Below are 21,722 nucleotides of genomic sequence, written 5' to 3'. Positions count from 1 at the left end.
AGTAGCATTAAATTCCTTAACATCAGTATGTTTCCAATATTTTTGCTGCGAAAATGGAAAGACTTGTATAAGATTAAGAATAAATTTGAGCAAGAACGGGTTGAGCCCGTTTATTTTCGTGATGCTGTCATCAAAATTAAATTTAAAAATATCATTCGCATAAATTCAATCAATTGAAAATTATCAACGCATTTCTGCAACTCATTCGTTGGCCCAACCTGCTGTTTATTTTTTTAACCCAGGTAATGTTTGAGTATTGCATTGTAAAGCCTTTATTTACTGCAGCAGGGGTTGATAATGTATTAAATACTTCAGCTTTCTTTCTCTTAGCATTCAGCTCAGTTTGCATTGCAGCCGGCGGCTATGTAATTAACGACTATTTTGATTTAAATATTGATTTAGTCAATAAACCCAAACGACTTGTTGTTGACAATACAATAAGCCGCCGTTGGGTAATACTCTGGCATTTTATATTAAGTATTGTGGGCATTGCGTTAGGTTTTTATATTGATAAGACAACCCAGTCCTCTTTTATAGGGATATTCAATTTTTTGAGTGTTTTGTTGTTGTTCATTTATTCCGCTTCACTGAAAAAAAAATTTCTGTTGGGTAATGTGCTCATTTCTTTACTCACTGCCTGGTCAGTATTAATTCTTTGGTGGGCAGAGCAACGCTATTTTTTTGTATTTCCCCCAATAACAAATTTAGATACCCATAAATTTTTTCGGTTTACAATTTTATATGCAGGGTTTGCATTTATTATTTCTTTAATTCGTGAGGTGATTAAAGATATGGAAGATGTAGAAGGCGACCGAAAATATGGTTGTAAAACCATGCCCATTGTTTGGGGAATAAACAGTACAAAAATATTTACATTGGTTTGGGTAATTGTGTTATTGGCAGCTTTACTGCTTTTGCAATTATATGTAACTTTTATTGGATGGTGGGTAACCGCCTTGTATGGCTTTGTATGTATTACACTTCCATTATTGCAAGTAGTGCGGTTATTAATTAAAGCCCAATCAGCTGCCGATTTTCATCGGTTAAGTACTTTGGTCAAAATCATCATGCTTACAGGTATTGTTTCTATGTTATTTTTCGGGCATCCCATGTAAATATGGTGTAATACTTTAATTTGCATCAGTATATCAAAAAATTATGGAAGAAATTATTTTAGCATCTCACTCCCCCCGAAGAAAAGAATTACTGGAAAAAGTGGGGATACCCTTTATTGTTGTTACAAAAACAACCGACGAATCTTTTCCTGTTTCGCTTCCTAAAAATGAAGTAGCCATTCATATTGCCCGAAATAAAGCACTTGCAGTAAAAGAAAAAATTGCTGCCGATTTTCATGGTGAACTGAATCATAAATCTATTTTGGCAGCAGATACCATTGTAGTAGTAGATGATGATATTTTAGGAAAACCGGCGAACCGCTCAGAAGCCATTCAAATGATACTAAGTTTATCTGATCGCAAGCATCAGGTAATAACAGGGGTAGTTTTGTTAATCGGAAGTAAGGAAATTGCTTTTGCTGAAGTAACTAATGTGTGTTTTAATGCATTTACACCAGAAGAAGCAGCTTATTATGTAGACAATTATGCACCATTTGATAAAGCGGGTGGATACGCCATTCAGGAATGGATTGGCCTTATTGGTATTAAAGCCATTGAAGGTGATTTTTATAATGTAATGGGGTTACCCATCAATAAAATTTACAACTTGTTGTGTAAATAAAAATTATTGGATATATTGAAGTTTAATTGATATAACTTATGCCTGAGCTTCAATATCTGAATGAACGTTTGCTGCATTTTATATGGCAGTTTCAATATTATAATTCTGCATCATTAGTAACAGATGCAGGCGAGCCTGTAAAAGTTATTAAACCGGGGCAATACAATACCCATCAAGGCCCCGATTTTTTAGAGGCTGTTATTCAAATCAATCAAATCACTTTGGTAGGTAATGTAGAAATTCATGTGCAGGCTTCCGATTGGTTAGCACATCAGCACGAAAATGATCCGCATTTTAAAAATGTTATTTTACATGTGGTTTGGCAGAATAACAAAGCAATACCCGATGCATCCGGTAATTCAATGCACACGCTAAGTTTGTGCAACCGGGTGTCTAAACTATTATTAGAACATTATCAGCAATTATTACAAACCCCGCAAAAAATACCCTGTTCACTTCATTTACCTGCATTGAGTTATTTAGAATGGATGGCATGGAAAGAAAGACTGGCCGTTGAAAAGTTAATGGGAAATACTGAAAAAATCATTCAAAAATTACATGCAACCAAAGGCCATTGGGAAGCGGTTTTTTGGCAGGTTTTGGCTTATAATTTTGGACTAACACAAAACGCATTGCTGTTTCAGGAAATGGCAGCATTAACACCTGTAAATATATTGGCAAAGCACAAAAACAATATTCAACAATTAGAAGCGCTGTTACTTGGTCAGGCCAATTTATTGAACAGGAATGATTTTGAAGATAAATATGTTCAGATGCTGCAAAAGGAGTATCTATTTCTGCAAAAAAAATATTCCCTGAAACCGGCAAATGCATTACCTAAATTTTTAAGGATGCGACCTGCAAATTTTCCAACCGTTCGTTTGGCACAATTGGCCATGCTCATTCATCAATCTTTTCATTTGTTTGATGCGGTAAAGAAAGCCACTACTATCCAACAGGTTAGCGCATTATTTAACGTTACTGCAAATGATTACTGGCATTATCATTACAATTTAACTGATGAACCAACTGCATATCTACCCAAAAAATTAGGTAGGCAAATGATCAATACTTTAATCATTAATACTGTAAGCCCCATGTTGTTTGCATATGGGCATTATCATAATGACGACAATTATAAAAACAAAGTAATTCAATGGTTAACGCTGCTTCCTGCCGAAAAAAATTTGATTACCAGTAACTGGTTACAATATCAAATTCCTAACAAAAATGCATTCGATTCGCAGGCATTCATTCATTTATCCCGACAATATTGTTCAGAAAAAAAATGTTTATCCTGTATGGTTGGTCATAAAATACTAAAGCAAACCAGCCAGTAATTATTCCCAAGTAAACTGAATATCTGTTTCTAAATCCGGGTGCAGGCTTCTTGCTACCGGGCAGGTACGCGCCGTATTTTCTAAAATTTGTTTTTGTTTTTCATCCAGTTGCTGCAAAGAAGTTGGAAATATGATATGGGTAATGATTTTACCAATTCTTCTGGGATCACTCTTCATAATTTTCGTAATCTCAGCCTTGGTACCGGTTAAATCAATGTTCATTGTATTGGCTTTAATGCCCATTGTTGTAATCATGCAACTACCCAAAGCAGTAGCTACCAAATCGGTTGGTGAAAATCTTTCCCCTTTCCCCTGATTATCGGTGGGTGCATCATTTTCAATTAACGTTCCACTTTGTAAATGTGTTAATTCTGTTCTTAAATTTCCTTTATACAATACAATTGAAGTCATAGGTTAAATTTTTATCTAAATTAGCATTAAAATAATTCTTGTGAAGCAATTAATTGTATTAACCTTAGCCCTGGCACCAGTTTTTTTATTTGCACAAAGTACAAATGCACTTACCAGCAGACAACAAAAAGCTGTAGAACGTAGAGAAAGAATTAATAATTTAATTAAGCAGGAAGAAGAAGGGGCACTCATTTATCAGAAACAAGGAGCATTTGGCGTGAAATTGAATACCGATGGGTATGGTATTTTTTATGAACATGGAAAATATAAAACCATTACTAAAACCAATTTGTGGTGGATGGAGTTAGGTGAGCATAAAGACAAACACGAAGAAAAAACATCTGTACCATTGGTAGGGGGTGGATTTGTTTTTTTGGGTAATCCCTACATTTACGGAAAGCAGAATAATTTCTACTGTTTTAAATTAGGATTTGGCCAGCAACGTTTAATTGGTGGTAAGGGTAATAAAAACGGCGTTGCTGTTTCAGCAATTTATGGCGGTGGTTTTAGTTTAGGCATGTTAAAACCATACTATTTGCAGGTTCAGGATCCAAACAATGCCAATCAGGTAAACGATATTAAATATTCAGATAATCCAACTGCATTTCTCGATTATACGCTTATTCAAGGCTCATCCGGATTTAGTAAAGGATTGAATGAAATAAAATATGTTCCCGGTGTGCAGGCACGGGCAGCACTTCGGTTTGATTATGGAAGGTATAACGAATTACTTTCTGCATTAGAGTTAGGCGTTAATCTGGAATACTATACACAGAATATGCCCATTATGGTGAATAGTTCTGATAGAAAATTATTCTTTAATGCGTATGCTGCTATAGTATTTGGAAGAAGAAAGTAATGTAAATTTGCACATCCTTTTATTACGTATATTGTTTTATTTGAGCGAAGGATGATTCATTTTACGGCTATCAGAAATATACATTGCTTCATGTACAAAGTTTGGGAAGCAAATATTTTAAAATAGCAAATGAACAGCAGTATTGCAATTATTTTATAAAAACAGATTTTGTGGAAGAATTACCGGTTATTTCAGCAACAACAAATGCTATAAGAATAAAAAAACCTGATTGGTTAAGGGTAAAACTGCCCATTGGCGAAAGTTACAAACATGTTCGAGGTTTGGTTGATACCCATCAATTACATACCATTTGTGAAAGTGGAAACTGCCCCAACATGGGTGAGTGCTGGGGAGAAGGTACTGCAACATTTATGATTTTAGGTAATGTATGTACCCGCAGTTGTGGATTTTGTGCTGTAGCAACAGGCAGGCCTGCACCGGTTGATTGGGATGAACCTCAAAGGGTTGCAGAAGCCATTCACTTAATGAAAGTAAAACATGCAGTAATTACCAGTGTTGACAGAGATGAATTGAAAGATGGCGGCTCCATTATCTGGCACAATACCATAAAAGCCATAAAAGCCTTAAACCCTGCAACAACTCTGGAAACATTAATTCCCGATTTCAGAGGCATATCCAATCAAATACAAAGAATTATTGATGCTGCACCTGAGGTTGTAAGCCATAACATGGAAACAGTAGAACGAATGACCCGAAAAGTTCGGGTACAGGCCAAATACCACAGAAGTTTAGAAGTGTTAAAAACTTTAAAAGCAGGTGGTATGCGCACCAAAACAGGTTTAATGTTAGGTATTGGCGAAACCAAAGAAGAAGTGATACAAACTATGCATGATTTAAGAACTGTTGATTGTGATGTGTTAACTTTAGGGCAGTACTTACAACCAACTGCCAAACATTTGCCTGTTCAGCGTTTTGTACATCCGGATGAATTTGCTGAATTAAAAGAAATTGGCTATCAAATTGGGTTCGATTATGTAGAAAGTGGCCCTTTGGTGCGTTCTTCTTACCATAGTGAAAAGCATGTTTTAAAAGGGTATGGTCGCGCCAAATGGCTGGCTGAAAAAAGTAAATAAAACAACCCCGAAGCTTTAATGCAGACAGATGGGGGAAATACTATTTTTTTTGATTGAAAAGATGAAGCTATGATTCCTATGCATTTTTTGAATAATTGGAACAGTTATTGCTAACAATTGTACAAAATCAATATATTCGAAAAGTAATTAACCTGAGTTAGGTACATCATCAATTACAAACCACTAACTCTTTTTAATGCATTTAAAAGCATCCTATCGCACATTTCTGCTAATTACTTTTTTAGCATTAAGTTCCCCTTCTTTGGCACAACGTGTTCGTGCTTTTGGTGGATTAGGCGTTAGCGCTTATCTGGGCGATTTAATACAGGGTCCCCCTGCATTAAAACAAGTTTCTCCTGATGTTATGGGAGGTGCAACCTACGATTTAGGTGAAAAAATACGCTATCGTTTAGGATTGTCTTTATTGGGTGTAAAAGGGAATGATGCTTTGTCCCCAAGAGCCGATTTAAGAGCCAGAAACTTAAATTTTAAAAGTTTTGTGTGGGAAATTTCTAATATGATGGAATACGATATCCTTGATAGGAATGTCTATAACATTGTGCCTTATGTATTTGGTGGATTTGGACTATTTCATTTTAATCCTACTACCTATGACAGAAATGGGAATAAGGTTTATCTGCACGATATTGGTACTGAAGGGCAGTATTTAAATCAACCCGGTTATCCCAAACCGTATCATCGTACACAGTTAAATATACCTTTTGGAGCTGGAGTGCGCTATGAGGTTACAGACGCATTTGCAGTTGGTTTTGAATTTAATTATCGCATTCTTTTTACCGATTATTTAGATGACGTAAGTACACCAAAATATGCAACCAACGCATTAATTGCTGCAGGTCAGTTAGAAGCTGCTTCATTATCGTTTAGAGGTGATTGAGGTAAGTCCCGGTGCTAAACCACCTTTGTATATGCCACGTGGTAATCCTCATAATAAAGATGCTTTCTATTCTTTTCAGGTTACTTTCTCAGTGCGGTTAGATAATGTTTTTCTTGGCGGATATTATACTAGCCATCCCGGTGGTGGTCCGTTCGCACCCAAAACCCGCACTTATAGAAGAAATGCATATTAAGTAAGTACTTCAATTTACTTTATTCAAAAAGGCTTCAATTTACAGAAGCCTTTTTTCAACCCTAAACCCTTAAAAAACATTCAAATAGTAGAAAAAATCATGCCACTTTGAGGAGGTTACTAAAATCTTTCCAATTTTGAGAAGAAAAAGTCAGCTTCAATCAATGCATTTTCATCACTGTCACTACCATGTACTGCATTTTCACCAACAGATGCGGCATATTTTTTTCGGATGGTACCTTCTTCCGCTTGAGCCGGATTGGTAGCACCTATTAATTTTCTGAAATCATTCACTGCATTTTTTTTTTCTAAAATAGCAGCAACAATGGGACCACTACTCATAAAAGTTACCAACTCTCCAAAAAACGGACGTTCTTTATGAATGGCATAAAATTCGGCAGCCTGCTCAGTGGTTAATTTTGTCCACTTCATGGCTTTAATAGTAAAACCCGCTTCAATCATTTGGTTTAAGATGGCACCGGTGTAACCTTTTGCAGTTGCATCGGGCTTAATCATCGTAAAAGTTCTGTTACTCATAAATGTTTTATTCAATTTGGCTGCAAAATTAATGATTTAGGTTACAGTGCTTCCAATATTCCTGCTAAATAAATGCTTATCTTTTTAAAAAGCTGTTAATGGCATATAGATTTACTCTATTTTTGCCCACCTGATTATGAAAGCAATTGAAGCATTTTATCCACTATTGAGAACGCCCAAAAAAATTATTATTACAACACATCAAAAACCTGATGGCGATGCCATGGGTTCAGCCCTTGGTTTATATCATTTTTTAGTAAAAACCGGACACGATGTTACTGTTATTACACCCACCAATTGGGCAGATTTTTTAGATTGGATGCCGGATGCGGATAAAGTTATTGATTTTGAAGCAAAAAAAGATGCAGCACTTGTGCTCATTCAATCTGCTGAAATTTTATTTTGTTTAGATTTTAATGTTTTACACCGAACCAAACACCTCGAAAAACATTTAGAAGCAGCCGAAGGGATTAAAGTACTGATTGATCATCATGAACAACCACAAGAATCGGCATTTCAATTTGGCATTAGTAATACTGCCAAAAGTTCTACTTGCGAAATGGTGTATGATTTTATTATGCAATCTGAACGTCCTGAATTATTAGATGTAACTATTGCTACTTGTTTATATACTGGTACAATGACTGATACCGGCTCGTTCAGGTTTCCTGCAACTTCAGCATCAGTACACAGAATGGTGGCACATTTTAAAGATTTAGGCTTACAGCATACGCCCATTCATGATAACATTTATGATAGTTTTTTAGAAAATCGGCTTCGTTTTATTGGGAATGCTTTACTGAACAGAATGGAGGTATTGTACGAATACAATACGGCAGTCATGTCAATCCCCAGAGCTGATATCATTCAATATGATATTAAAACGGGCGATACGGAAGGCTTGGTAAATTATTTATTAACCATTAAAGGCATTAAGTTTGGGGCCATTGTAATTGACAGGAATGAAGAAAGAAAATGGAGTTTTCGTAGTAAGGGAGATTTTGATGTGAACATATTTGCCCGTAATCATTTTGAAGGCGGCGGACACAAAAATGCAGCCGGGGGCAGAAGTAGTGATACTTTAGAAAAAACTTTAGAACATTTTTACAATGTTATTCCGGCTTACAAGGGAGCCCTGCAATAATGTTTTAAAATTTGTTCTAACTAAATTGTAAACAATAACAATACATAAACCAATGAAAATTTCAACAACAATTCTGGGGGTTGCGCTGCTGCTTGCAGGTTGTCATCAGTACAACAAAACCAAAACGGGCCTGGTATATAAAATTATACATGGCAATAGTAAGGTGCTGTTAAAACAAGGTGATATTATTAAATTTAATATTGAATACAAAATGAAAGTGGGAGGGAAAGACTCTATCTTGAATTCTACTTTCGGGCATATTCCTGCATTTGTAAAAATTGATACTGCATCTTTTGGTAAACATAGCTTTACTGAAGTGTTATTGCAATGTGCTCCGGGCGATAAAATTAATTTTGTAATGAGTATTGATACACTCAAAAATCTGGGCATGATTCCTGAATACAATGAACTGTTTAAAAAAGGCGGTACTATAGATGGCAGGGTGGATATTTTGAAAGTTTACAATAATGATGCAGCAGTTAATGCTGATTACCAAAAAGAAATGGAAGAGGAGAAAAACAGAGAAATTGAAGATTTACAGGCCTATGCTGCAAAAAATAATATTAAAACTATCCAATCACCCAATGGAGTTTTGGTAGAGGTACAAACAGAAGGCCAAGGGCCAAAAGCCGATTCAGGCATGCAGGCATCTGTATATTATAAAGGCTACCTTGAAAATGGGAAAAAATTTGATGGCAATATGGATACGGCTACTGCTAAAAAGCCACCCTTTACCTTTGTTGTTGGCAAACACAATGTAATTCAGGGTTGGGATGATGGATTGAAATATTTTGCAAAAGGAGGGAAGGGCCGTTTATTGGTACCTGCTATGTTGGGTTATGGTCCACAGGGCAGTCCTCCGGTGATTCCTCCATACACCAATTTAATTTTTGATATTGAAGTTACGGATGTAACCATACCAGCTCCACAAAAAGCACCTGCTCCGTTATTACCCGGTTCAGTGAAACCAGTTAAATAAAAAGTATAGATTGTTCAGTTTTTGAAAGCTCCTGAAAGGGGGCTTTTTTTATGATGCCATATAAGCATTGTACAATGTAATACACTCCTGCGCAGCAGCTACATCATGCACCCGTAAAATGTTTGCACCATTTATTAAACCCGCCATGTGCATGGCTGTTGTTGCATTAAGTGCCTCACTGGCATTTTCTTTTTGAAGTGTTTTATATAAAAAAGACTTTCTTGAAATGCCCAACAAAATGGGCTTATGCAGTATCTGAAAAATACTGAGTTGTTTAATCAATAAAAAATTCTGCTGAATATTTTTGCTGAATCCAATGCCGGGGTCAATTATCATATCTATAATTCCGGCCTCTTTTGCCAGCGTGGCTTTTTTGATAAAATAGTCTACAATATCTAAACAAATATCCTCGTATGAAGTATACTTTTGCATGGTTTGAGGTGTGCCCTGCATATGCATACAAATATAGGGTACATGCAGATTTGCAACCGTTTCAATCATTTTCGGGTCTAAATTTCCACCGCTAATATCATTCACTATATCAGCACCTGCCTCAACAGCAGCTTTGGCTACAGAGGCATAAAAAGTATCTACCGATATAAAAACTTCAGGTAACGTTTTACGAATTTGTGTAATTACCGGAATAATGCGTTCCATTTCTGTTGCAGCTGTTTGCAGACTACTTTTAGGATGGGTGCTTTGTCCGCCTATGTCTATAATAACAGCCCCCTCTTTTGTCATTTTTTCTGCCTGCTCAACTGCTGTTTGTATGGTGGTTTGCCGGCTGTCTTTAAAAAAAGAATCGGGTGTTGCATTAATAATGCCCATAATGATGGGTTTTTCAATTACCAATAACCTTCCATTACAATTGAGCGTATACATTCTTTGCTTTCATTTATCTTGCAACAAAATTAATAGTAAAGCAGTCTGTTTGTTCTAATTGAAAATAATTGATATTTTCATCAAAATTATATTGCATTCTTTATTTCAATAGAATAACCGGGTTATATACTCAGGCCTTTAACAAATGAATATGAACATTACTAACCAGCAGTACGATGCAGTAATACAGCAGTGTAAAAAAATTTTTGTTCAAAAAGCGGCAGATTATGGAACAGCCTGGCGTGTTTTAAGAATTGTTTCTGTGGTAGATCAGTTATTTATTAAGGCATTGCGCATTAGAACGATACAAGATAAAAAAACACAATTGGTAGCAGATGATATCGCCTCTGAATTTAAAGCCATTGTGAATTATGCAGTGATTGGATTAATTCAACTTGAAATTGGAGATGCCAAAGTAGAAGAAATTCCGGTTACGCAGGTAGAAGAGTGGTATGAAAAGCAAATACAGATTGCCAAAAACATTATGCAAAATAAAAATCATGATTATGGTGAGGCCTGGCGAGAAATGAGTCAGGAAAGTTTTGCCGATTTAATTCTAATGAAATTGATGCGCATCAAGCAGATTTTATTTAATGATGGCAAAACGATTGTAAGCGAGGGAATTGATGCCAATTTTATTGATATTATCAATTATGCCGTATTTGCATTAATATTAATGCATGAATAAATACAGGATATAAATTAAGCTAGCTTTTATCAAGTTGTTTGAAACTTGGTTATAAAAATATTTTTTAATTTTCATTTTGCCATTTGAATTTTATTAACAGATTAACGAATTAAAATTACTGCCATGAAATATTTAATAATAATTGTCAGGTGGTTGGTGGGGCTGTTATTTATTTTTTCAGGTTTGGTAAAAGCCAATGATCCACTTGGGTTAAGTTACAAAATGCAGGAATTTTTTGAGGCATGGCATTGGAATTTTTTCGATTCATTTTCATTGTACATGGCATTTGGTATGAATCTTTTGGAAGTGCTGGCCGGCGTTGCCATTATTATTGGCTGGAAGGCTCGGTTTTTTAGCAAGTTATTATTGATACTGATTGTATTTTTTACATTTTTAACCAGCTACGTCTTATTCAGTGGCAAAATAAAAGCTTGTGGCTGTTTTGGAGATTGTATTCCTTTAACACCCATTCAAACTTTTACGAAGGACGTATTGTTATTAATACTCATTATTTTTCTTGTTTTCACAACTAAATATGTAAAGCCTTTCTTTTCATCAGGCGTTGCATTCGTTACATTAATTGGCGTAGTGCTGATATTAGCTATTACACAATGGTATGTTTTGCGGCATTTACCCTTTGTTGATTGTTTGCCCTATAAAATTGGGAACAATCTGTTAGATGAAATGAAAACACCAGAAAATGCAGTTTCGGATGTTTACACCTATACTTTTCAATATCAAAAAGATGGAAAAATGATTGAGTTTGCTGAAGACAGTATTCCGGATGATTTAGATAGCAGTTATGTATTTGTTGACAGATCTGCCAAATTGATTAAAAAAGGCAATGGGTTAACGGCCGCCATTGCCGATTTTGCATTACAAACCGCTGATGGATCTGATACTACACAGGCCCTTTTACAAACAAAAGGCAGGTATATTCTTCTTTTTTCCCGTGATTTTTCGAATGTAAAAAAGTGGGAAGAGATGTTTCAGAAAATATACCAGGATGCTGGCAGTATGCATATTCCTGTTTTTATCGTTACGGCTGACCTGGCGGAAGGAAAGCGTTTGTTCCCAAATGTTAACGTATTACAGTGCGATGCAACAGTGATGAAAACCGCTGCAAGAGTAAATCCAACTTATATTATAATGCAAGGTCCAACTGTAAAAAATAAAATAAGTTTTGCAGATGCACAAAGCATATTGGCTTTTCTAAAAAAAGAATAATGGCAATTTTTATTCTAAAAAAATCATTATATGGAATGCTGGTACTATTGGGTGTTTTGTTGCTGGTATTCACACTGTTTCAAGGTTTAGGTGATCCTGCAAGATTAATCATGGGGCAAACTGCTGACAAAGCCACCATTCAAAATATTCGGAAAGAATTGGCATTGGATGAACCCAAATGGAAACAATTTTTAATTTACATCAATGATGTTTCCCCACTTTCTATTTATCCCGAAAAGGCCATTTTTCAAAAAAATTTAAATGGCTTTTTCATTGGTGGCCATTATAAAGTTGGTATCAAACTGCCTTATTTAGGCCGTTCTTATCAAAGCCGGAAAACGGTAACAGCAATTTTAACAGAGGCATTTCCCAATACCATATTACTCACTGTTGCGGCTATACTTATGGCGTTTTTGTTAGGCATTAGCTTAGGTGTTTTGGCTGCTGTGAAGAAAGGAAGCTGGATAGATACAACCACTGTATTTACCAGCATATTGGGAATTTCTGTTCCTTCTTTTTTTACAGGAATTGTAATAGCTTATCTGTTTGGTTTTTTATTGTCTCAATATACCGGTCTGCACATGCTGGGCAGTTTATATTATATTGATCCTTTTAAAGGAAAGCAACTAGACTTGAAAAACTTAATTCTTCCGGCCATTACTTTGGGTATACGACCGCTTGCCATTTTTACCCAATTAACCAGAAGTAGTTTATTGAATGAGTTGCAACAGGATTATATTCGAACAGCATATGCCAAAGGATTAGCTCGTACTAAAGTATTATTTGTTCATGCGTTAAAAAATGCATTGAATCCTATTATTACTGCCATAACCGGTTGGTTTGCGGAATTACTGGCAGGCGCATTTTTTGTGGAATATATTTTTGGTTGGAATGGGATTGGAAAAGTTACGGTAGATGCTCTGGAACAACTTGATTTTCCGGTAGTTATGGGCAGTGTTTTGTTAACAGCTTGCTTTTTTATTGTAATGAATATACTCTCCGATGTTTTGTATGCATGGATTGATCCCAGAGTAAAATAACATAGTTCTAATTAACTGATTTTTATCATTTCTTACATAATCGTTTTTACTACCTTTATCATGCAATTCTGCAATCACCTTCTTACATGTGGTTTTTAAACAAATCCTATACTTATATATTTTTATTTTATAAAATAATATATATATGTATTTGTGAATGCCGCATGTAATAAAACAAATTCTTACGTATGAAAAATGTACATGAATTGTTAGAAAAACAAACTGCTAAATTTAATTATATTAGCAGCAAAGCAACTGTTCTGGAAGCGCTTGTTTTAATGAAGGTGGCGAATGTTAGTTATGTTATTGTTACGGATGATGACCAGTATAAAGGTATTGTTTGTGAAAAAGACTGCCTGCATAAAATTGCATTGAACGGACTGTGTCCGGAAAAAACTTTTGTAAAAGATATTTTGATAAAAGATTTCCCGATTGTTGAACCGGAAGATAGTACAGAACGTTGTATGGAATTAATGAACAGTTTCCAGATTTTATATCTGCCGGTTTTTAAAGGACATAAATTTTTAGGTGTTCTAAGTATTTATGACATTTTAAAGGAAACTGCAGAAGAACAACATTTAAAGTATAATGAAGATTATACCTATGCTTAATATTGGAGTTAGCGAATAACTACTTCAGTAATAAGTTTTTCCTGCAACGCCTCATTAATACGTTCAATAATTTGGCTTTTTTGATATTGTAACTCATTTTTTAATGGGCCTACAGGCGTATATACAAATAATGTATTATTAATAATCTCTATTTTTGTAGTGTACTTAGCAATTGTTTTACCCATCACTTCTTCCCAAATTTGGGTAATTTGAACGGCTCTCAGCCCATTGCGTAAATTGCTTTTATTTACAAACTGATGGAGCGCATCTCTAATACTAAATTCTCCCATGCTGTAAAGATACTTTGGTTATAATGTAATTAAACTAAAATTTACCTGCATTTTTTTTAAATAATTGCTGAGCCTTTCGGCATGCGTATCCGTAATAAATACCTGACAGTTTTCCTGTACACAAACTATATAAAATAACTGATGCATTCGTTGCTCATCTAATTTTTCAAACACATCATCCAGCAACATAATGGGAGCAACTTTTTTTTGTTCTTTTAAAACAGAAAATTCTGCCAGCTTAATGGCTAACAACAATGTTTTTCTCTGCCCCTGCGATGCCCTGTTTTTAAAACTGTTTTCCTGCATGGTTATTTCAAGATCATCTTTATGAATGCCGGAATTGGTTCTTTGTAACAGCATATCTTTTTGTAACGAAGCCTTCAGTAAATCTTTAAAACTGTTTTCATTCAATTGGCTGATGTAGCTGATTGAAATACCATCACCGCTACCTGCAATTAATTGATAGTTTTCCAAAATTTTTGGAATGAATTCAATAGTGAATTTTTTTCTGTGTTGGTAAATAATGCTGCCATAATACACAAACTGGGTATCAATGGCTTCCAACAAAGTAATATCGTGCTGCCCGGTGCCGGCTATTTGTTTCAATAAACTGTTGCGTTGTTGTAGTAATTTATTGTATTGAATCAGTGCTTCTAAATAAGTAGCATTGTATTGTGATAAAATGGTATCAATCAGCCTTCGTCTTTCTTCGCTCAGTCCTACAACAATTGCAGCATCATCGGGAGCAATCATTACACAGGGAAACCGGCCAATATGTTCAGAAAATTTTTTATAAGTTTCCTGATCTAATAAAAATTCTTTTTTATTATTCTCCCGCAAAATGGCAACAGTTTCAAAAGATTGATTATTATTTTCGAACAAACCTTCCAAACGCATACCCTTTTTACCTTGCTGAACTGAAAATGTATCCTGTCGGGCAAAATAACTTTTGGTAAAACACAAATAATAAATTGCATCCAGCAAATTGGTTTTACCGGTACCATTTGGTCCGCATATCCCGGTTACAGCTTCAGTAAACTCCCAACTGTTACTGCCGTAATTTTTAAATTGAAATAATGATATCTTCTTCAAATAAAGCATGATAGATTTGCAAAATAAGCAGGATAAATTGAAACACGTATTTTTATAAAAAAATAGCAGGGTTTGAAAACAATACTAACAAAGGAACAATTGCATTTAACCGTTCAACGTTTGGCTTGCCAAATTAGAGAAGATTATCCCGATTTGCAGGATACTGTGTTGATAGGTTTACAGCCCCGTGGGGTTTTTTTTAGCAATAAAATAGCGCAGGCATTGCAGCAATTATTGCCACAACAAACATTTCATTATGGAAAATTAGATATTACTTTTTACAGGGACGATATTCGAAAAGAATTGCACCGTGCCAATAAAACAGATATCCTTTTTAATATTGAAAACAAAAATGTAATACTGATAGATGATGTGCTATATACCGGCAGAACAATTAGAGCTGCCTTAGATGCATTGGTTGATTTTGGCAGGCCGGCCAAAGTAGCTTTATGTGTCTTGATTGACAGAAGATTCAGCAGAGAATTTCCGATACAGCCCGATTATATTGGCCGATCTATTGATACCATTGTTTCCCAAAAGGTAAAAGTACATTGGTTAGAAACAGATGAAGAGGAATATGTAGAATTATTAGACAGCTAATTTGTGAAAACATTATCTTCGCTTTTTAATGGCACTATCTACCAAACATCTCCTTGGTATTAAGGATCTTCAAAAAGAAGATATTGAACTTATTCTGCATACTGCAACACAATTTAAAGAGGTATTGCAGCGGCCGGTAAAAAAAGTTCCTTCTCTTCGTGACATCACCATTGTAAATTTATTTTACGAAAATTCTACCCGTACGCGTATCTCTTTTGAATTGGCTGAAAAAAGGCTCAGTGCAGATACCATCAATTTTACTGCCAGTGGTTCATCGGCTGCAAAAGGTGAAACACTGTTAGATACGGTGAATAATATTTTAAGTATGAAGGTGGATATGGTGGTGATGCGCCATAGCGCCAGTGGTGCCCCCCATTTTTTAGCCCGCCATATTCCCGCAGCTATTATTAATGCCGGTGATGGTATCAATGAACATCCAACACAAGCCCTTTTAGATGCCTTTTCCATGACTGAAAAATTTGGTTCTTTAAAAGGTTTAAAAGTGGCCATAATTGGTGATATCATGCATAGCCGTGTAGCATTGAGCAATATTTATTTATTGAACAAAATGGGAGCAGAGGTAATGGTAGCCGGGCCTCCAACATTAATTCCACCTTATATTACAACTGCTTTAGGTGTAAAAGTTACCTACAGTTTAAAAGAAGCTTTGCAGTGGTGCGATGTGGCCAATGTGTTACGCATCCAATTAGAACGGCAAAATCAACCCTTGTTTTCATCATTACGGGAATACAATTTAAGCTATGGCATTAATCGCCGGTTATTAGAAAATTTGGGTAAAGAAATTGTGATTATGCACCCAGGACCTATTAATCGCGGTGTTGAGTTAGATAGCGATGTGGCCGATGGTCCCTTTTCAATAATTTTACACCAGGTAGAAAATGGGGTAGCGGTGCGTATGGCTGCTTTATATTTATTATCGAACCGTAATGCTTAACACTGAAAAAGAGTAGATATTCTTATTCAGAAAAAAATAATGCTATGCAAAGAATCTGTCTTTTTCCCGGAACTTTTGATCCGGTAACCTTAGGGCATGTAGATATTATTAACCGGGCATTACCATTATTCGATAAAATTTTTGTTGGTATAGGTATTAATGCCGCAAAAAATCCAATGTTTTCAGCAGCACAACGTATGGCTTGGTTTAAAGCCATTTATAAAAATGAACCCAAAGTGGAAAGTATTTGTTACGAAGGCCTAACCATTGATTTTTGTGCCATAATTGGTGCTCGCTTCATTTTAAGAGGTATTCGTTTTGTTAGCGATTTTGAATACGAAAAATCAATTGCAGATGCCAACAGAACAATGAATCGGAATATTGAAACCATTTTTTTAACCGGTGAACCAAAATATACATCTGTAGCATCTACTATTGTTCGCGATATTTTAAAAAATGGCGGAAATGCTGCCCCGTTTTTACCCGATGAAGTGATTGCAACCATTAATCATTAATTCAGTGAGAAAGCACATCTGGTACCTTGAACAGCTTAGTATTGCTAACTTAAATAGCCTTGGTAAAAATACTATGGGCGAGGTGTTGGGTATTGAATTTACAGAAGTAGGTAGTGATTATCTGAAAGCTACCATGCCCGTTAATCAAAATACCCGCCAGCCATATGGTTTATTACATGGCGGCGCATCCGCAGCATTGGCCGAAACGTTGGGGAGCGTTGCTTCTGCACTCATTATTGATCCGGATAAGCAAATTTGCGTGGGCATTGAAATTAATGCCAATCATTTAAAAGGGGTAAAAGAAGGGTTTGTTACCGGAATCTGTTCGCCTTTGCATATTGGAGCCACTACACATGTTTGGGATATCCGTATAACGAATGAAAAGCATCAATTAATTTGCATCAGCCGGTTAACGGTAGCTATTCTTAAAAAACACTAATTCAGATAGCCGGCCTTTTGAAATACTTCTATTAAAGTGGGATAAGTTTCTTTTACATAAGTATTTAATTCGTTGCGCTCAATCCATTTCACTTCAACAATATCTTCAATACTTTGGGGCACTAATTTTTCCTTTTTACCGGCTTGCATTTTAAACCAATGGGTGTGCTTTTCAATGGCTTCTCCTGAAAATGGATCAATATATTCATGCACTGTAACAGTAATTTCTGCTTCAATTAACAAATTTTGTAAGCCGGTTTCTTCTGTTATTTCACGAAGTGCACAAGCTTCAATAGTTTCATTTTCTTCTTTCTTGCCTTTGGGTAAATCCCATTTACCTCTTCTGTAAATCATTAAAACTGCATCATCTTCATTGGTAATCAATCCGCCACCAGCTATAATTTTCTTTTTCATATCCCTTTTATTAATAGAATGTGAATAATATTACGCAAGGTAAATATTTCATCGTGGCGGCTAAGCTTAATTTAGCGTAAAATTTGATTGATTTTTGCGAATAAATGAAAGTAAATATGCAAACAAACGAACGGGCAGTTGCCGAAAAATTAGTGCAGATTAAAGCCATACAATTAAGTCCAAACCAGCCTTTTACCTGGGCCAGTGGGTGGAAAAGTCCAATTTATTGCGATAACAGAAAGATACTTTCTTATCCCTATGAGCGTGACTTTATAAAAAGTGAACTGTGTAATGTATTGTTTAGTGAATTTGATGCTGCTGAGGCCATTGCCGGAGTAGCTACTGCCGGAATAGCCTGGGGGGCTATGGCAGCCGATCAGTTAAAATTACCATTTTTATATGTTCGCCCTAAACCAAAGGAACATGGGTTGGGCAATCAGATAGAAGGTGCTGTACTGCCCGGCAAAAAAGTGGTGGTGGTAGAAGATTTGATATCTACCGGAAAAAGTAGTTTGCTGGTGGTAAAAGTACTGCAGGATGCAGGCATGGAAGTAGTAGGGATGGTATCTATATTTACTTATGGTTTTGAAGCAGCAGCAACAGCTTTTAAAGAAGCTGGAATAGTATATCGCTCGTTAACCAATTATAGCGTTTTAATTGATCTATCCATCGAAAAAAAGCTGGTAGATGCCTCAACTGAACAATTATTGCTAAATTGGAGAACAGATCCGGCCAACTGGCAACAATAATAAGGTTAATGTACACATCGAAATTTTCGTATTATGCTTAAAAAAATTGCACTTGTTTTTGTTTTGAGTTTAATTGTTCATTCCGCTCAAAGTCAGGTAATGGCCGCAAGGCCGCAATGGGTTACCATTAAATCTGATAATTTAAAATGCTGGCAATGTAAAGAGCAGCTGGATAAATATCTGATTATTGAAAACAATGCCAACATGCAAAAAGGGATGATACAGTGGAAGATAAATTTATTAGCCGGCGAAATCAGGGTGCAATACATACCCGACAGGGTTTCTGTGGATGATATTAAAACGGCTCTAAATAATGCCGGATTTGATGCCGATAATGAAAAAGCAGAACCGGATGCCTATCAAAAATTACCGCCTATTTGTAAACGAGCTGCAGATGGGGGCGGCCCGCAAAAAGGAAAACCCTGCCATATACAACCCATACAATAGTTTTTTTAGAAAAAAGGAATGCGCTGGTTCCCTTTATAATCGAACGGCAAATTGATAAAAATTCCCGATTTGCCCACTTTACTGGACCCTTTTACTTCCAGCAAAATTTCTTTTTGCAAAAGGCTGTTCCAGGCATTTTTGTAAAGTACTTGTTTAGAAATGGTGATTGCAGCCGGTAATTCAAAAGCTGACTTTTTGGCAATTTTTAATAAAGTATCTAAACAATAATGGCCAATAAAATTGCCGTTCACAAAAATATTTCCCTCTACTTTTTTTAGTACCACATTAAAATTATTCGGGTTGGTAAATGCCAGATTCAATCGAACGCCGATTGAATCTTTTGCTTTTGGCAGCATAGCAACATTTTGGATAGAACGAAAAACAAAGGCCTGAGGTTGCTGGCAACTCCAAAACAGGAAAATGCAAAAGGATAGGAGTATGGTATTTTTCACGCTATACAATTTTGCATGAAAAGTAGTCAAAAATTTCAGTTACGCAATTGAAAGAAAATTTGGCTTATTTTTGATGCTAAATAATTTAGATTTTTTTCAATACCCGTTTGAAAAATTTAGAGCTATAAAATTTAGTTGATAAAAATAAACATAAATACTTGTTTATAAATTATTTATAATTATTTACTGGAAATAAAAAATAGGTAATTTAATGTTAAAAAGAACAATATTTACAAAAAATTAAATTATATGAATAAATGAATAATAAATTAACATTAGTAATTGATAATCAGTATTTTATAAACGTTGAATTATTTAAGGCTTTACTTAATTTTTCAAATGTTAAAATTGAAATATGCGATAACTGGCAAAAAATGAGTTTTCGCAATCGGAGTATGGTTGCCGGGGCTAATGGACTGATTGGCTTAACAGTTCCTGTTCTAAAAGGACGGGATCAAAAAGGATTATTTAAGTTGGTTAAAATTGACTATCGTTCCAAATGGCAGCAACAGCATTGGCGAACTATTGTGTCTTGTTACAATCGTTCTCCCTTTTTTGAATATTATGCCGATTCACTTCGTGAGGTAATTTTTCAGGAATACGCTTTGCTGTTTGAACTGAATCTGGCTACTCTACAATGGGCAATTCAGTGTTTAAAATTTTCTGTCAATTTGACGTATACTGATAGCTTTTTACCACAATACCCTAATTTTGTAACAGATTACAGAAACAGGTTTAGCCCTAATAATTTCCAAAATATTGATCAACCTGTTTATTATCCGCAGGTTTTTGAGGCCAAAATTGGCTTTCAAAAAAATTTAAGTTGTATTGATATTATTTGCTGCGAAGGTCCCAATACTATTAATGTATTGCAAACTGGAGTTTAATTACCTATGGTTTGCAGTTCTTTGATTTGTTTGAAAATGACACTGGATAAATCAGGTTAATGCAATAACGCTTTTGATGGGGGTTGATTTCTTTTTGTTGAACTGACTTCAGGAGCTGTGGTTATTTTTTGAAGATAAATTCTATTGGTTATGCAAGATTTTCTGAAACAAATTTTCTGGAAAAATAAAGTATTGGATTATGCCATTGTGCTGGGTTGGATGATTTTTGTCTGGATGATTTTTAAGATCTGTAAAAGATATATCATCCAGCTTCTTAAAAAAATTACAAGTAAAACAGAAAATAAATTCGATGATCAGATAGTGGTAGCTGCAGAAAGGTTCGTAATTCCCTATAGCTATCTTTTTATCAATTATGTCATTATTAATACGCTTACCCTTTCTCCCAAAATAGACAAAATTTTTTCTGCCGGCCTGTCTGTTGTAACCATGTATTATGCAGTTCGGTTAATCAATTACCTGTTTCATAGTCTGGTTTTGTTGTATATGAGCATTAAAAATGAACCGACTGAACGCGTAAAGCAATTAAATGGTGTATTGGTTTTAATTAAAGTATTGATTTGGGGTGCAGGGTTTATTATGTTATTAGACAATTTGGGGTACAATGTTACCACCATTATTGCAGGTTTAGGGGTTGGAGGTATTGCCATAGCATTGGCTGCACAGAATATTTTGAGTGATTTATTTAGTTATCTGGTTATTTTCTTTGATAAACCTTTTGAAATTGGTGATTTTATTGTGGTAGGGAATACCGGTGGGGTGATTGAAAGAATTGGAATCAAAACCTCTCATCTCAGAAGTTTAGATGGTCAGCAATTGGTAATGCCCAATGCAGAATTGGTGAAATCTACCATACATAATTATAAAAGGATGGAACGGCGCAGAGTGGTATCGTCAATTGGTGTAGTGTATAATACCAGTACGGTACATTTACGTCAATTGCCCGGTATGCTTCAGGAAATTGTACGCACTGCAGGTGCCACTTTTGATCGGGCGCACCTCAAGTCGTTTGGTGATTTTTCAATCAATTTTGAATATGTATACTATATAGAAACACCGGATTATTTGATATATATGAATACAGTACAGAACATAAATCTAGCTGTATTTGAAAAATTTGAAAAAGAGGGGATAGAGTTTGCATTCCCATCACAAACCATCTATCTGGCCAATGCAAATCAAAACGAAATTCCTTTTATAACAGAAAAGCAGTAATATTGGGAAAC

The 21,722-nt window shown here is 35.4% G+C and carries 28 protein-coding genes; 21 read left to right on the top strand and 7 right to left on the bottom strand.

Annotation, left to right across the window (positions count from 1 at the left end; genetic code table 11):
- Nucleotides 1–173: 173 nt before the first annotated feature.
- The 3 genes from EO766_RS03690 to EO766_RS03680 are packed head-to-tail and all read left to right on the top strand — an operon-like array spanning nucleotide 174 to nucleotide 3,077.
- Nucleotides 174–1,115, top strand: a complete 942-nt coding sequence (locus EO766_RS03690) for a geranylgeranylglycerol-phosphate geranylgeranyltransferase (RefSeq protein ID WP_074421038.1) — start codon at nucleotides 174–176, stop codon at nucleotides 1,113–1,115.
- 43 nt (nucleotides 1,116–1,158) lie between these two features.
- On the top strand, nucleotides 1,159–1,737 hold the full coding sequence (locus EO766_RS03685; protein WP_074417753.1) for a Maf family nucleotide pyrophosphatase: 579 nt from the start codon (nucleotides 1,159–1,161) through the stop codon (nucleotides 1,735–1,737).
- 38 nt (nucleotides 1,738–1,775) lie between these two features.
- Nucleotides 1,776–3,077, top strand: a complete 1,302-nt coding sequence (locus EO766_RS03680) for a DUF2851 family protein (RefSeq protein ID WP_228733063.1) — start codon at nucleotides 1,776–1,778, stop codon at nucleotides 3,075–3,077.
- On the opposite strand, the gene EO766_RS03675 is transcribed toward EO766_RS03680, so the two are convergent.
- The gene (locus EO766_RS03675) at nucleotides 3,078–3,488 is read right to left on the bottom strand and encodes an OsmC family protein (protein ID WP_074417754.1); all 411 of its coding nucleotides are present in this window, start codon (nucleotides 3,486–3,488) and stop codon (nucleotides 3,078–3,080) included.
- Nucleotides 3,489–3,528: 40 nt separating this feature from the next.
- Between EO766_RS03675 and EO766_RS03670 the strand changes: the two genes are divergently transcribed.
- From EO766_RS03670 to EO766_RS03655, 4 genes are all read left to right on the top strand, one after another.
- The gene (locus EO766_RS03670) at nucleotides 3,529–4,347 is read left to right on the top strand and encodes a hypothetical protein (RefSeq protein WP_074421037.1); all 819 of its coding nucleotides are present in this window, start codon (nucleotides 3,529–3,531) and stop codon (nucleotides 4,345–4,347) included.
- A gap of 170 nt (nucleotides 4,348–4,517) precedes the next feature.
- A complete protein-coding gene (lipA, locus tag EO766_RS03665; protein ID WP_081301400.1) occupies nucleotides 4,518–5,441 on the top strand; it encodes a lipoyl synthase in 924 nt (307 codons plus the stop codon).
- Nucleotides 5,442–5,637: 196 nt separating this feature from the next.
- A complete protein-coding gene (locus tag EO766_RS03660; protein WP_074417756.1) occupies nucleotides 5,638–6,339 on the top strand; it encodes a DUF6089 family protein in 702 nt (233 codons plus the stop codon).
- The gene (locus EO766_RS03655) at nucleotides 6,332–6,532 is read left to right on the top strand and encodes a hypothetical protein (protein WP_074417757.1); all 201 of its coding nucleotides are present in this window, start codon (nucleotides 6,332–6,334) and stop codon (nucleotides 6,530–6,532) included. The genes EO766_RS03660 and EO766_RS03655 overlap by 8 nt, the downstream gene beginning before the upstream one ends.
- Nucleotides 6,533–6,651: 119 nt before the next feature.
- Here the strand turns inward: EO766_RS03655 and EO766_RS03650 are convergent, their stop codons facing one another.
- Complete coding sequence (locus tag EO766_RS03650) at nucleotides 6,652–7,068, bottom strand: nucleoside-diphosphate kinase (protein ID WP_068241422.1); 417 nt, start codon at nucleotides 7,066–7,068, stop codon at nucleotides 6,652–6,654.
- 136 nt (nucleotides 7,069–7,204) lie between these two features.
- Between EO766_RS03650 and EO766_RS03645 the strand changes: the two genes are divergently transcribed.
- Both EO766_RS03645 and EO766_RS03640 read left to right on the top strand, forming a co-directional pair.
- Nucleotides 7,205–8,212, top strand: a complete 1,008-nt coding sequence (locus tag EO766_RS03645) for a DHH family phosphoesterase (protein WP_074417758.1) — start codon at nucleotides 7,205–7,207, stop codon at nucleotides 8,210–8,212.
- A gap of 52 nt (nucleotides 8,213–8,264) precedes the next feature.
- Nucleotides 8,265–9,191 carry an FKBP-type peptidyl-prolyl cis-trans isomerase gene (locus tag EO766_RS03640; protein ID WP_074421284.1) on the top strand — a complete coding sequence of 309 codons (927 nt, stop codon included), beginning with the start codon at nucleotides 8,265–8,267 and terminating at the stop codon, nucleotides 9,189–9,191.
- A 48-nt stretch (nucleotides 9,192–9,239) separates the two neighbouring features.
- Here the strand turns inward: EO766_RS03640 and folP are convergent, their stop codons facing one another.
- Nucleotides 9,240–10,073: a dihydropteroate synthase gene (folP, locus tag EO766_RS03635; RefSeq protein ID WP_074421285.1), complete on the bottom strand. Its 834-nt coding sequence runs from the start codon at nucleotides 10,071–10,073 to the stop codon at nucleotides 9,240–9,242.
- Nucleotides 10,074–10,224: 151 nt separating this feature from the next.
- On the opposite strand from folP, the gene EO766_RS03630 reads away from it, so the two are divergent.
- The 4 genes from EO766_RS03630 to EO766_RS03615 all read left to right on the top strand — a co-directional run bounded on the left by EO766_RS03630 (nucleotide 10,225) and on the right by EO766_RS03615 (nucleotide 13,639).
- Complete coding sequence (locus EO766_RS03630) at nucleotides 10,225–10,761, top strand: DUF1599 domain-containing protein (RefSeq protein WP_218330324.1); 537 nt, start codon at nucleotides 10,225–10,227, stop codon at nucleotides 10,759–10,761.
- A gap of 123 nt (nucleotides 10,762–10,884) precedes the next feature.
- Nucleotides 10,885–11,988 (top strand): BT_3928 family protein, encoded by a 1,104-nt coding sequence (locus EO766_RS03625; RefSeq protein ID WP_287100681.1) that lies wholly within the window; start codon nucleotides 10,885–10,887, stop codon nucleotides 11,986–11,988.
- Nucleotides 11,988–13,028, top strand: a complete 1,041-nt coding sequence (locus EO766_RS03620) for an ABC transporter permease (protein ID WP_074420950.1) — start codon at nucleotides 11,988–11,990, stop codon at nucleotides 13,026–13,028. Before EO766_RS03625 ends, EO766_RS03620 begins: the two co-directional genes overlap by 1 nt.
- A 188-nt stretch (nucleotides 13,029–13,216) precedes the next feature.
- Nucleotides 13,217–13,639: a CBS domain-containing protein gene (locus EO766_RS03615; RefSeq protein WP_074420951.1), complete on the top strand. Its 423-nt coding sequence runs from the start codon at nucleotides 13,217–13,219 to the stop codon at nucleotides 13,637–13,639.
- Between the two features lie 8 nt (nucleotides 13,640–13,647).
- Here EO766_RS03615 and EO766_RS03610 read toward each other — a convergent pair whose 3' ends face one another.
- Together EO766_RS03610 and recF are read right to left on the bottom strand one after the other, a co-directional pair.
- Entirely contained in the window at nucleotides 13,648–13,929 is a 282-nt protein-coding gene (locus EO766_RS03610) for a DciA family protein (RefSeq protein ID WP_074420952.1), read from the bottom strand.
- A gap of 18 nt (nucleotides 13,930–13,947) precedes the next feature.
- Nucleotides 13,948–15,030 (bottom strand): DNA replication/repair protein RecF, encoded by a 1,083-nt coding sequence (gene recF, locus EO766_RS03605; protein ID WP_074420953.1) that lies wholly within the window; start codon nucleotides 15,028–15,030, stop codon nucleotides 13,948–13,950.
- 63 nt (nucleotides 15,031–15,093) lie between these two features.
- Here recF and pyrR point away from each other — a divergent pair, with 63 nt between their 5' ends.
- The 4 genes from pyrR to EO766_RS03585 are packed head-to-tail and all read left to right on the top strand — an operon-like array spanning nucleotide 15,094 to nucleotide 17,530.
- Nucleotides 15,094–15,621, top strand: coding sequence for a bifunctional pyr operon transcriptional regulator/uracil phosphoribosyltransferase PyrR (pyrR, locus tag EO766_RS03600; protein ID WP_074420954.1), 528 nt, complete (start codon nucleotides 15,094–15,096; stop codon nucleotides 15,619–15,621).
- A gap of 28 nt (nucleotides 15,622–15,649) precedes the next feature.
- A complete protein-coding gene (locus EO766_RS03595) occupies nucleotides 15,650–16,576 on the top strand; it encodes an aspartate carbamoyltransferase catalytic subunit (RefSeq protein ID WP_074420955.1) in 927 nt (308 codons plus the stop codon).
- Nucleotides 16,577–16,620: 44 nt separating this feature from the next.
- Entirely contained in the window at nucleotides 16,621–17,091 is a 471-nt protein-coding gene (coaD, locus tag EO766_RS03590) for a pantetheine-phosphate adenylyltransferase (protein ID WP_074420956.1), read from the top strand.
- 4 nt (nucleotides 17,092–17,095) lie between these two features.
- Nucleotides 17,096–17,530, top strand: coding sequence for a hotdog fold thioesterase (locus tag EO766_RS03585; RefSeq protein WP_353744815.1), 435 nt, complete (start codon nucleotides 17,096–17,098; stop codon nucleotides 17,528–17,530).
- On the opposite strand, the gene EO766_RS03580 is transcribed toward EO766_RS03585, so the two are convergent.
- Complete coding sequence (locus EO766_RS03580; RefSeq protein ID WP_074420957.1) at nucleotides 17,527–17,943, bottom strand: NUDIX hydrolase; 417 nt, start codon at nucleotides 17,941–17,943, stop codon at nucleotides 17,527–17,529. The genes EO766_RS03585 and EO766_RS03580 overlap by 4 nt on opposite strands.
- Nucleotides 17,944–18,059: 116 nt before the next feature.
- On the opposite strand from EO766_RS03580, the gene pyrE reads away from it, so the two are divergent.
- A complete protein-coding gene (gene pyrE, locus EO766_RS03575; RefSeq protein WP_074420966.1) occupies nucleotides 18,060–18,692 on the top strand; it encodes an orotate phosphoribosyltransferase in 633 nt (210 codons plus the stop codon).
- A gap of 33 nt (nucleotides 18,693–18,725) precedes the next feature.
- Nucleotides 18,726–19,139, top strand: coding sequence for a heavy-metal-associated domain-containing protein (locus EO766_RS03570; protein WP_074420958.1), 414 nt, complete (start codon nucleotides 18,726–18,728; stop codon nucleotides 19,137–19,139).
- 5 nt (nucleotides 19,140–19,144) lie between these two features.
- On the opposite strand, the gene EO766_RS03565 is transcribed toward EO766_RS03570, so the two are convergent.
- On the bottom strand, nucleotides 19,145–19,495 hold the full coding sequence (locus EO766_RS03565; RefSeq protein ID WP_074420959.1) for an LEA/WHy family protein: 351 nt from the start codon (nucleotides 19,493–19,495) through the stop codon (nucleotides 19,145–19,147).
- A 353-nt stretch (nucleotides 19,496–19,848) separates the two neighbouring features.
- Here EO766_RS03565 and EO766_RS03560 point away from each other — a divergent pair, with 353 nt between their 5' ends.
- Together EO766_RS03560 and EO766_RS03555 are read left to right on the top strand one after the other, a co-directional pair.
- Nucleotides 19,849–20,478, top strand: coding sequence for a WbqC family protein (locus tag EO766_RS03560; protein WP_074420960.1), 630 nt, complete (start codon nucleotides 19,849–19,851; stop codon nucleotides 20,476–20,478).
- A 150-nt stretch (nucleotides 20,479–20,628) separates the two neighbouring features.
- Nucleotides 20,629–21,711, top strand: a complete 1,083-nt coding sequence (locus EO766_RS03555) for a mechanosensitive ion channel family protein (RefSeq protein WP_074420961.1) — start codon at nucleotides 20,629–20,631, stop codon at nucleotides 21,709–21,711.
- Nucleotides 21,712–21,722 lie beyond the last annotated feature (11 nt).

The sequence above is a fragment of the Hydrotalea sp. AMD genome, assembly GCF_004100315.1.
In the GTDB taxonomy this organism is placed as follows: Bacteria; Bacteroidota; Bacteroidia; order Chitinophagales; family Chitinophagaceae; genus Hydrotalea; species Hydrotalea flava.
This window is presented reverse-complemented; position numbering and strand designations above follow the sequence as displayed.

Coding starts and splice junctions, on each gene's coding strand:
- EO766_RS03615 (WP_074420951.1), top strand. CDS start 13,217: ATGAAAAATGTACATGAATTGTTAGAAAAACAAACTGCTAAATTTAAT.
- EO766_RS03560 (WP_074420960.1), top strand. CDS start 19,849: ATGAATAATAAATTAACATTAGTAATTGATAATCAGTATTTTATAAAC.
- EO766_RS03625 (WP_287100681.1), top strand. CDS start 10,885: ATGAAATATTTAATAATAATTGTCAGGTGGTTGGTGGGGCTGTTATTT.
- folP (WP_074421285.1), bottom strand. CDS start 10,073: ATGTATACGCTCAATTGTAATGGAAGGTTATTGGTAATTGAAAAACCC.
- EO766_RS03570 (WP_074420958.1), top strand. CDS start 18,726: ATGCTTAAAAAAATTGCACTTGTTTTTGTTTTGAGTTTAATTGTTCAT.
- EO766_RS03595 (WP_074420955.1), top strand. CDS start 15,650: ATGGCACTATCTACCAAACATCTCCTTGGTATTAAGGATCTTCAAAAA.
- EO766_RS03660 (WP_074417756.1), top strand. CDS start 5,638: ATGCATTTAAAAGCATCCTATCGCACATTTCTGCTAATTACTTTTTTA.
- EO766_RS03650 (WP_068241422.1), bottom strand. CDS start 7,068: ATGAGTAACAGAACTTTTACGATGATTAAGCCCGATGCAACTGCAAAA.
- coaD (WP_074420956.1), top strand. CDS start 16,621: ATGCAAAGAATCTGTCTTTTTCCCGGAACTTTTGATCCGGTAACCTTA.
- EO766_RS03565 (WP_074420959.1), bottom strand. CDS start 19,495: ATGCTGCCAAAAGCAAAAGATTCAATCGGCGTTCGATTGAATCTGGCA.
- EO766_RS03685 (WP_074417753.1), top strand. CDS start 1,159: ATGGAAGAAATTATTTTAGCATCTCACTCCCCCCGAAGAAAAGAATTA.
- EO766_RS03620 (WP_074420950.1), top strand. CDS start 11,988: ATGGCAATTTTTATTCTAAAAAAATCATTATATGGAATGCTGGTACTA.
- EO766_RS03610 (WP_074420952.1), bottom strand. CDS start 13,929: ATGGGAGAATTTAGTATTAGAGATGCGCTCCATCAGTTTGTAAATAAA.
- EO766_RS03675 (WP_074417754.1), bottom strand. CDS start 3,488: ATGACTTCAATTGTATTGTATAAAGGAAATTTAAGAACAGAATTAACA.
- EO766_RS03680 (WP_228733063.1), top strand. CDS start 1,776: ATGCCTGAGCTTCAATATCTGAATGAACGTTTGCTGCATTTTATATGG.
- EO766_RS03640 (WP_074421284.1), top strand. CDS start 8,265: ATGAAAATTTCAACAACAATTCTGGGGGTTGCGCTGCTGCTTGCAGGT.
- recF (WP_074420953.1), bottom strand. CDS start 15,030: ATGCTTTATTTGAAGAAGATATCATTATTTCAATTTAAAAATTACGGC.
- EO766_RS03580 (WP_074420957.1), bottom strand. CDS start 17,943: ATGAAAAAGAAAATTATAGCTGGTGGCGGATTGATTACCAATGAAGAT.
- EO766_RS03555 (WP_074420961.1), top strand. CDS start 20,629: ATGCAAGATTTTCTGAAACAAATTTTCTGGAAAAATAAAGTATTGGAT.
- EO766_RS03630 (WP_218330324.1), top strand. CDS start 10,225: ATGAACATTACTAACCAGCAGTACGATGCAGTAATACAGCAGTGTAAA.
- EO766_RS03645 (WP_074417758.1), top strand. CDS start 7,205: ATGAAAGCAATTGAAGCATTTTATCCACTATTGAGAACGCCCAAAAAA.
- pyrE (WP_074420966.1), top strand. CDS start 18,060: ATGCAAACAAACGAACGGGCAGTTGCCGAAAAATTAGTGCAGATTAAA.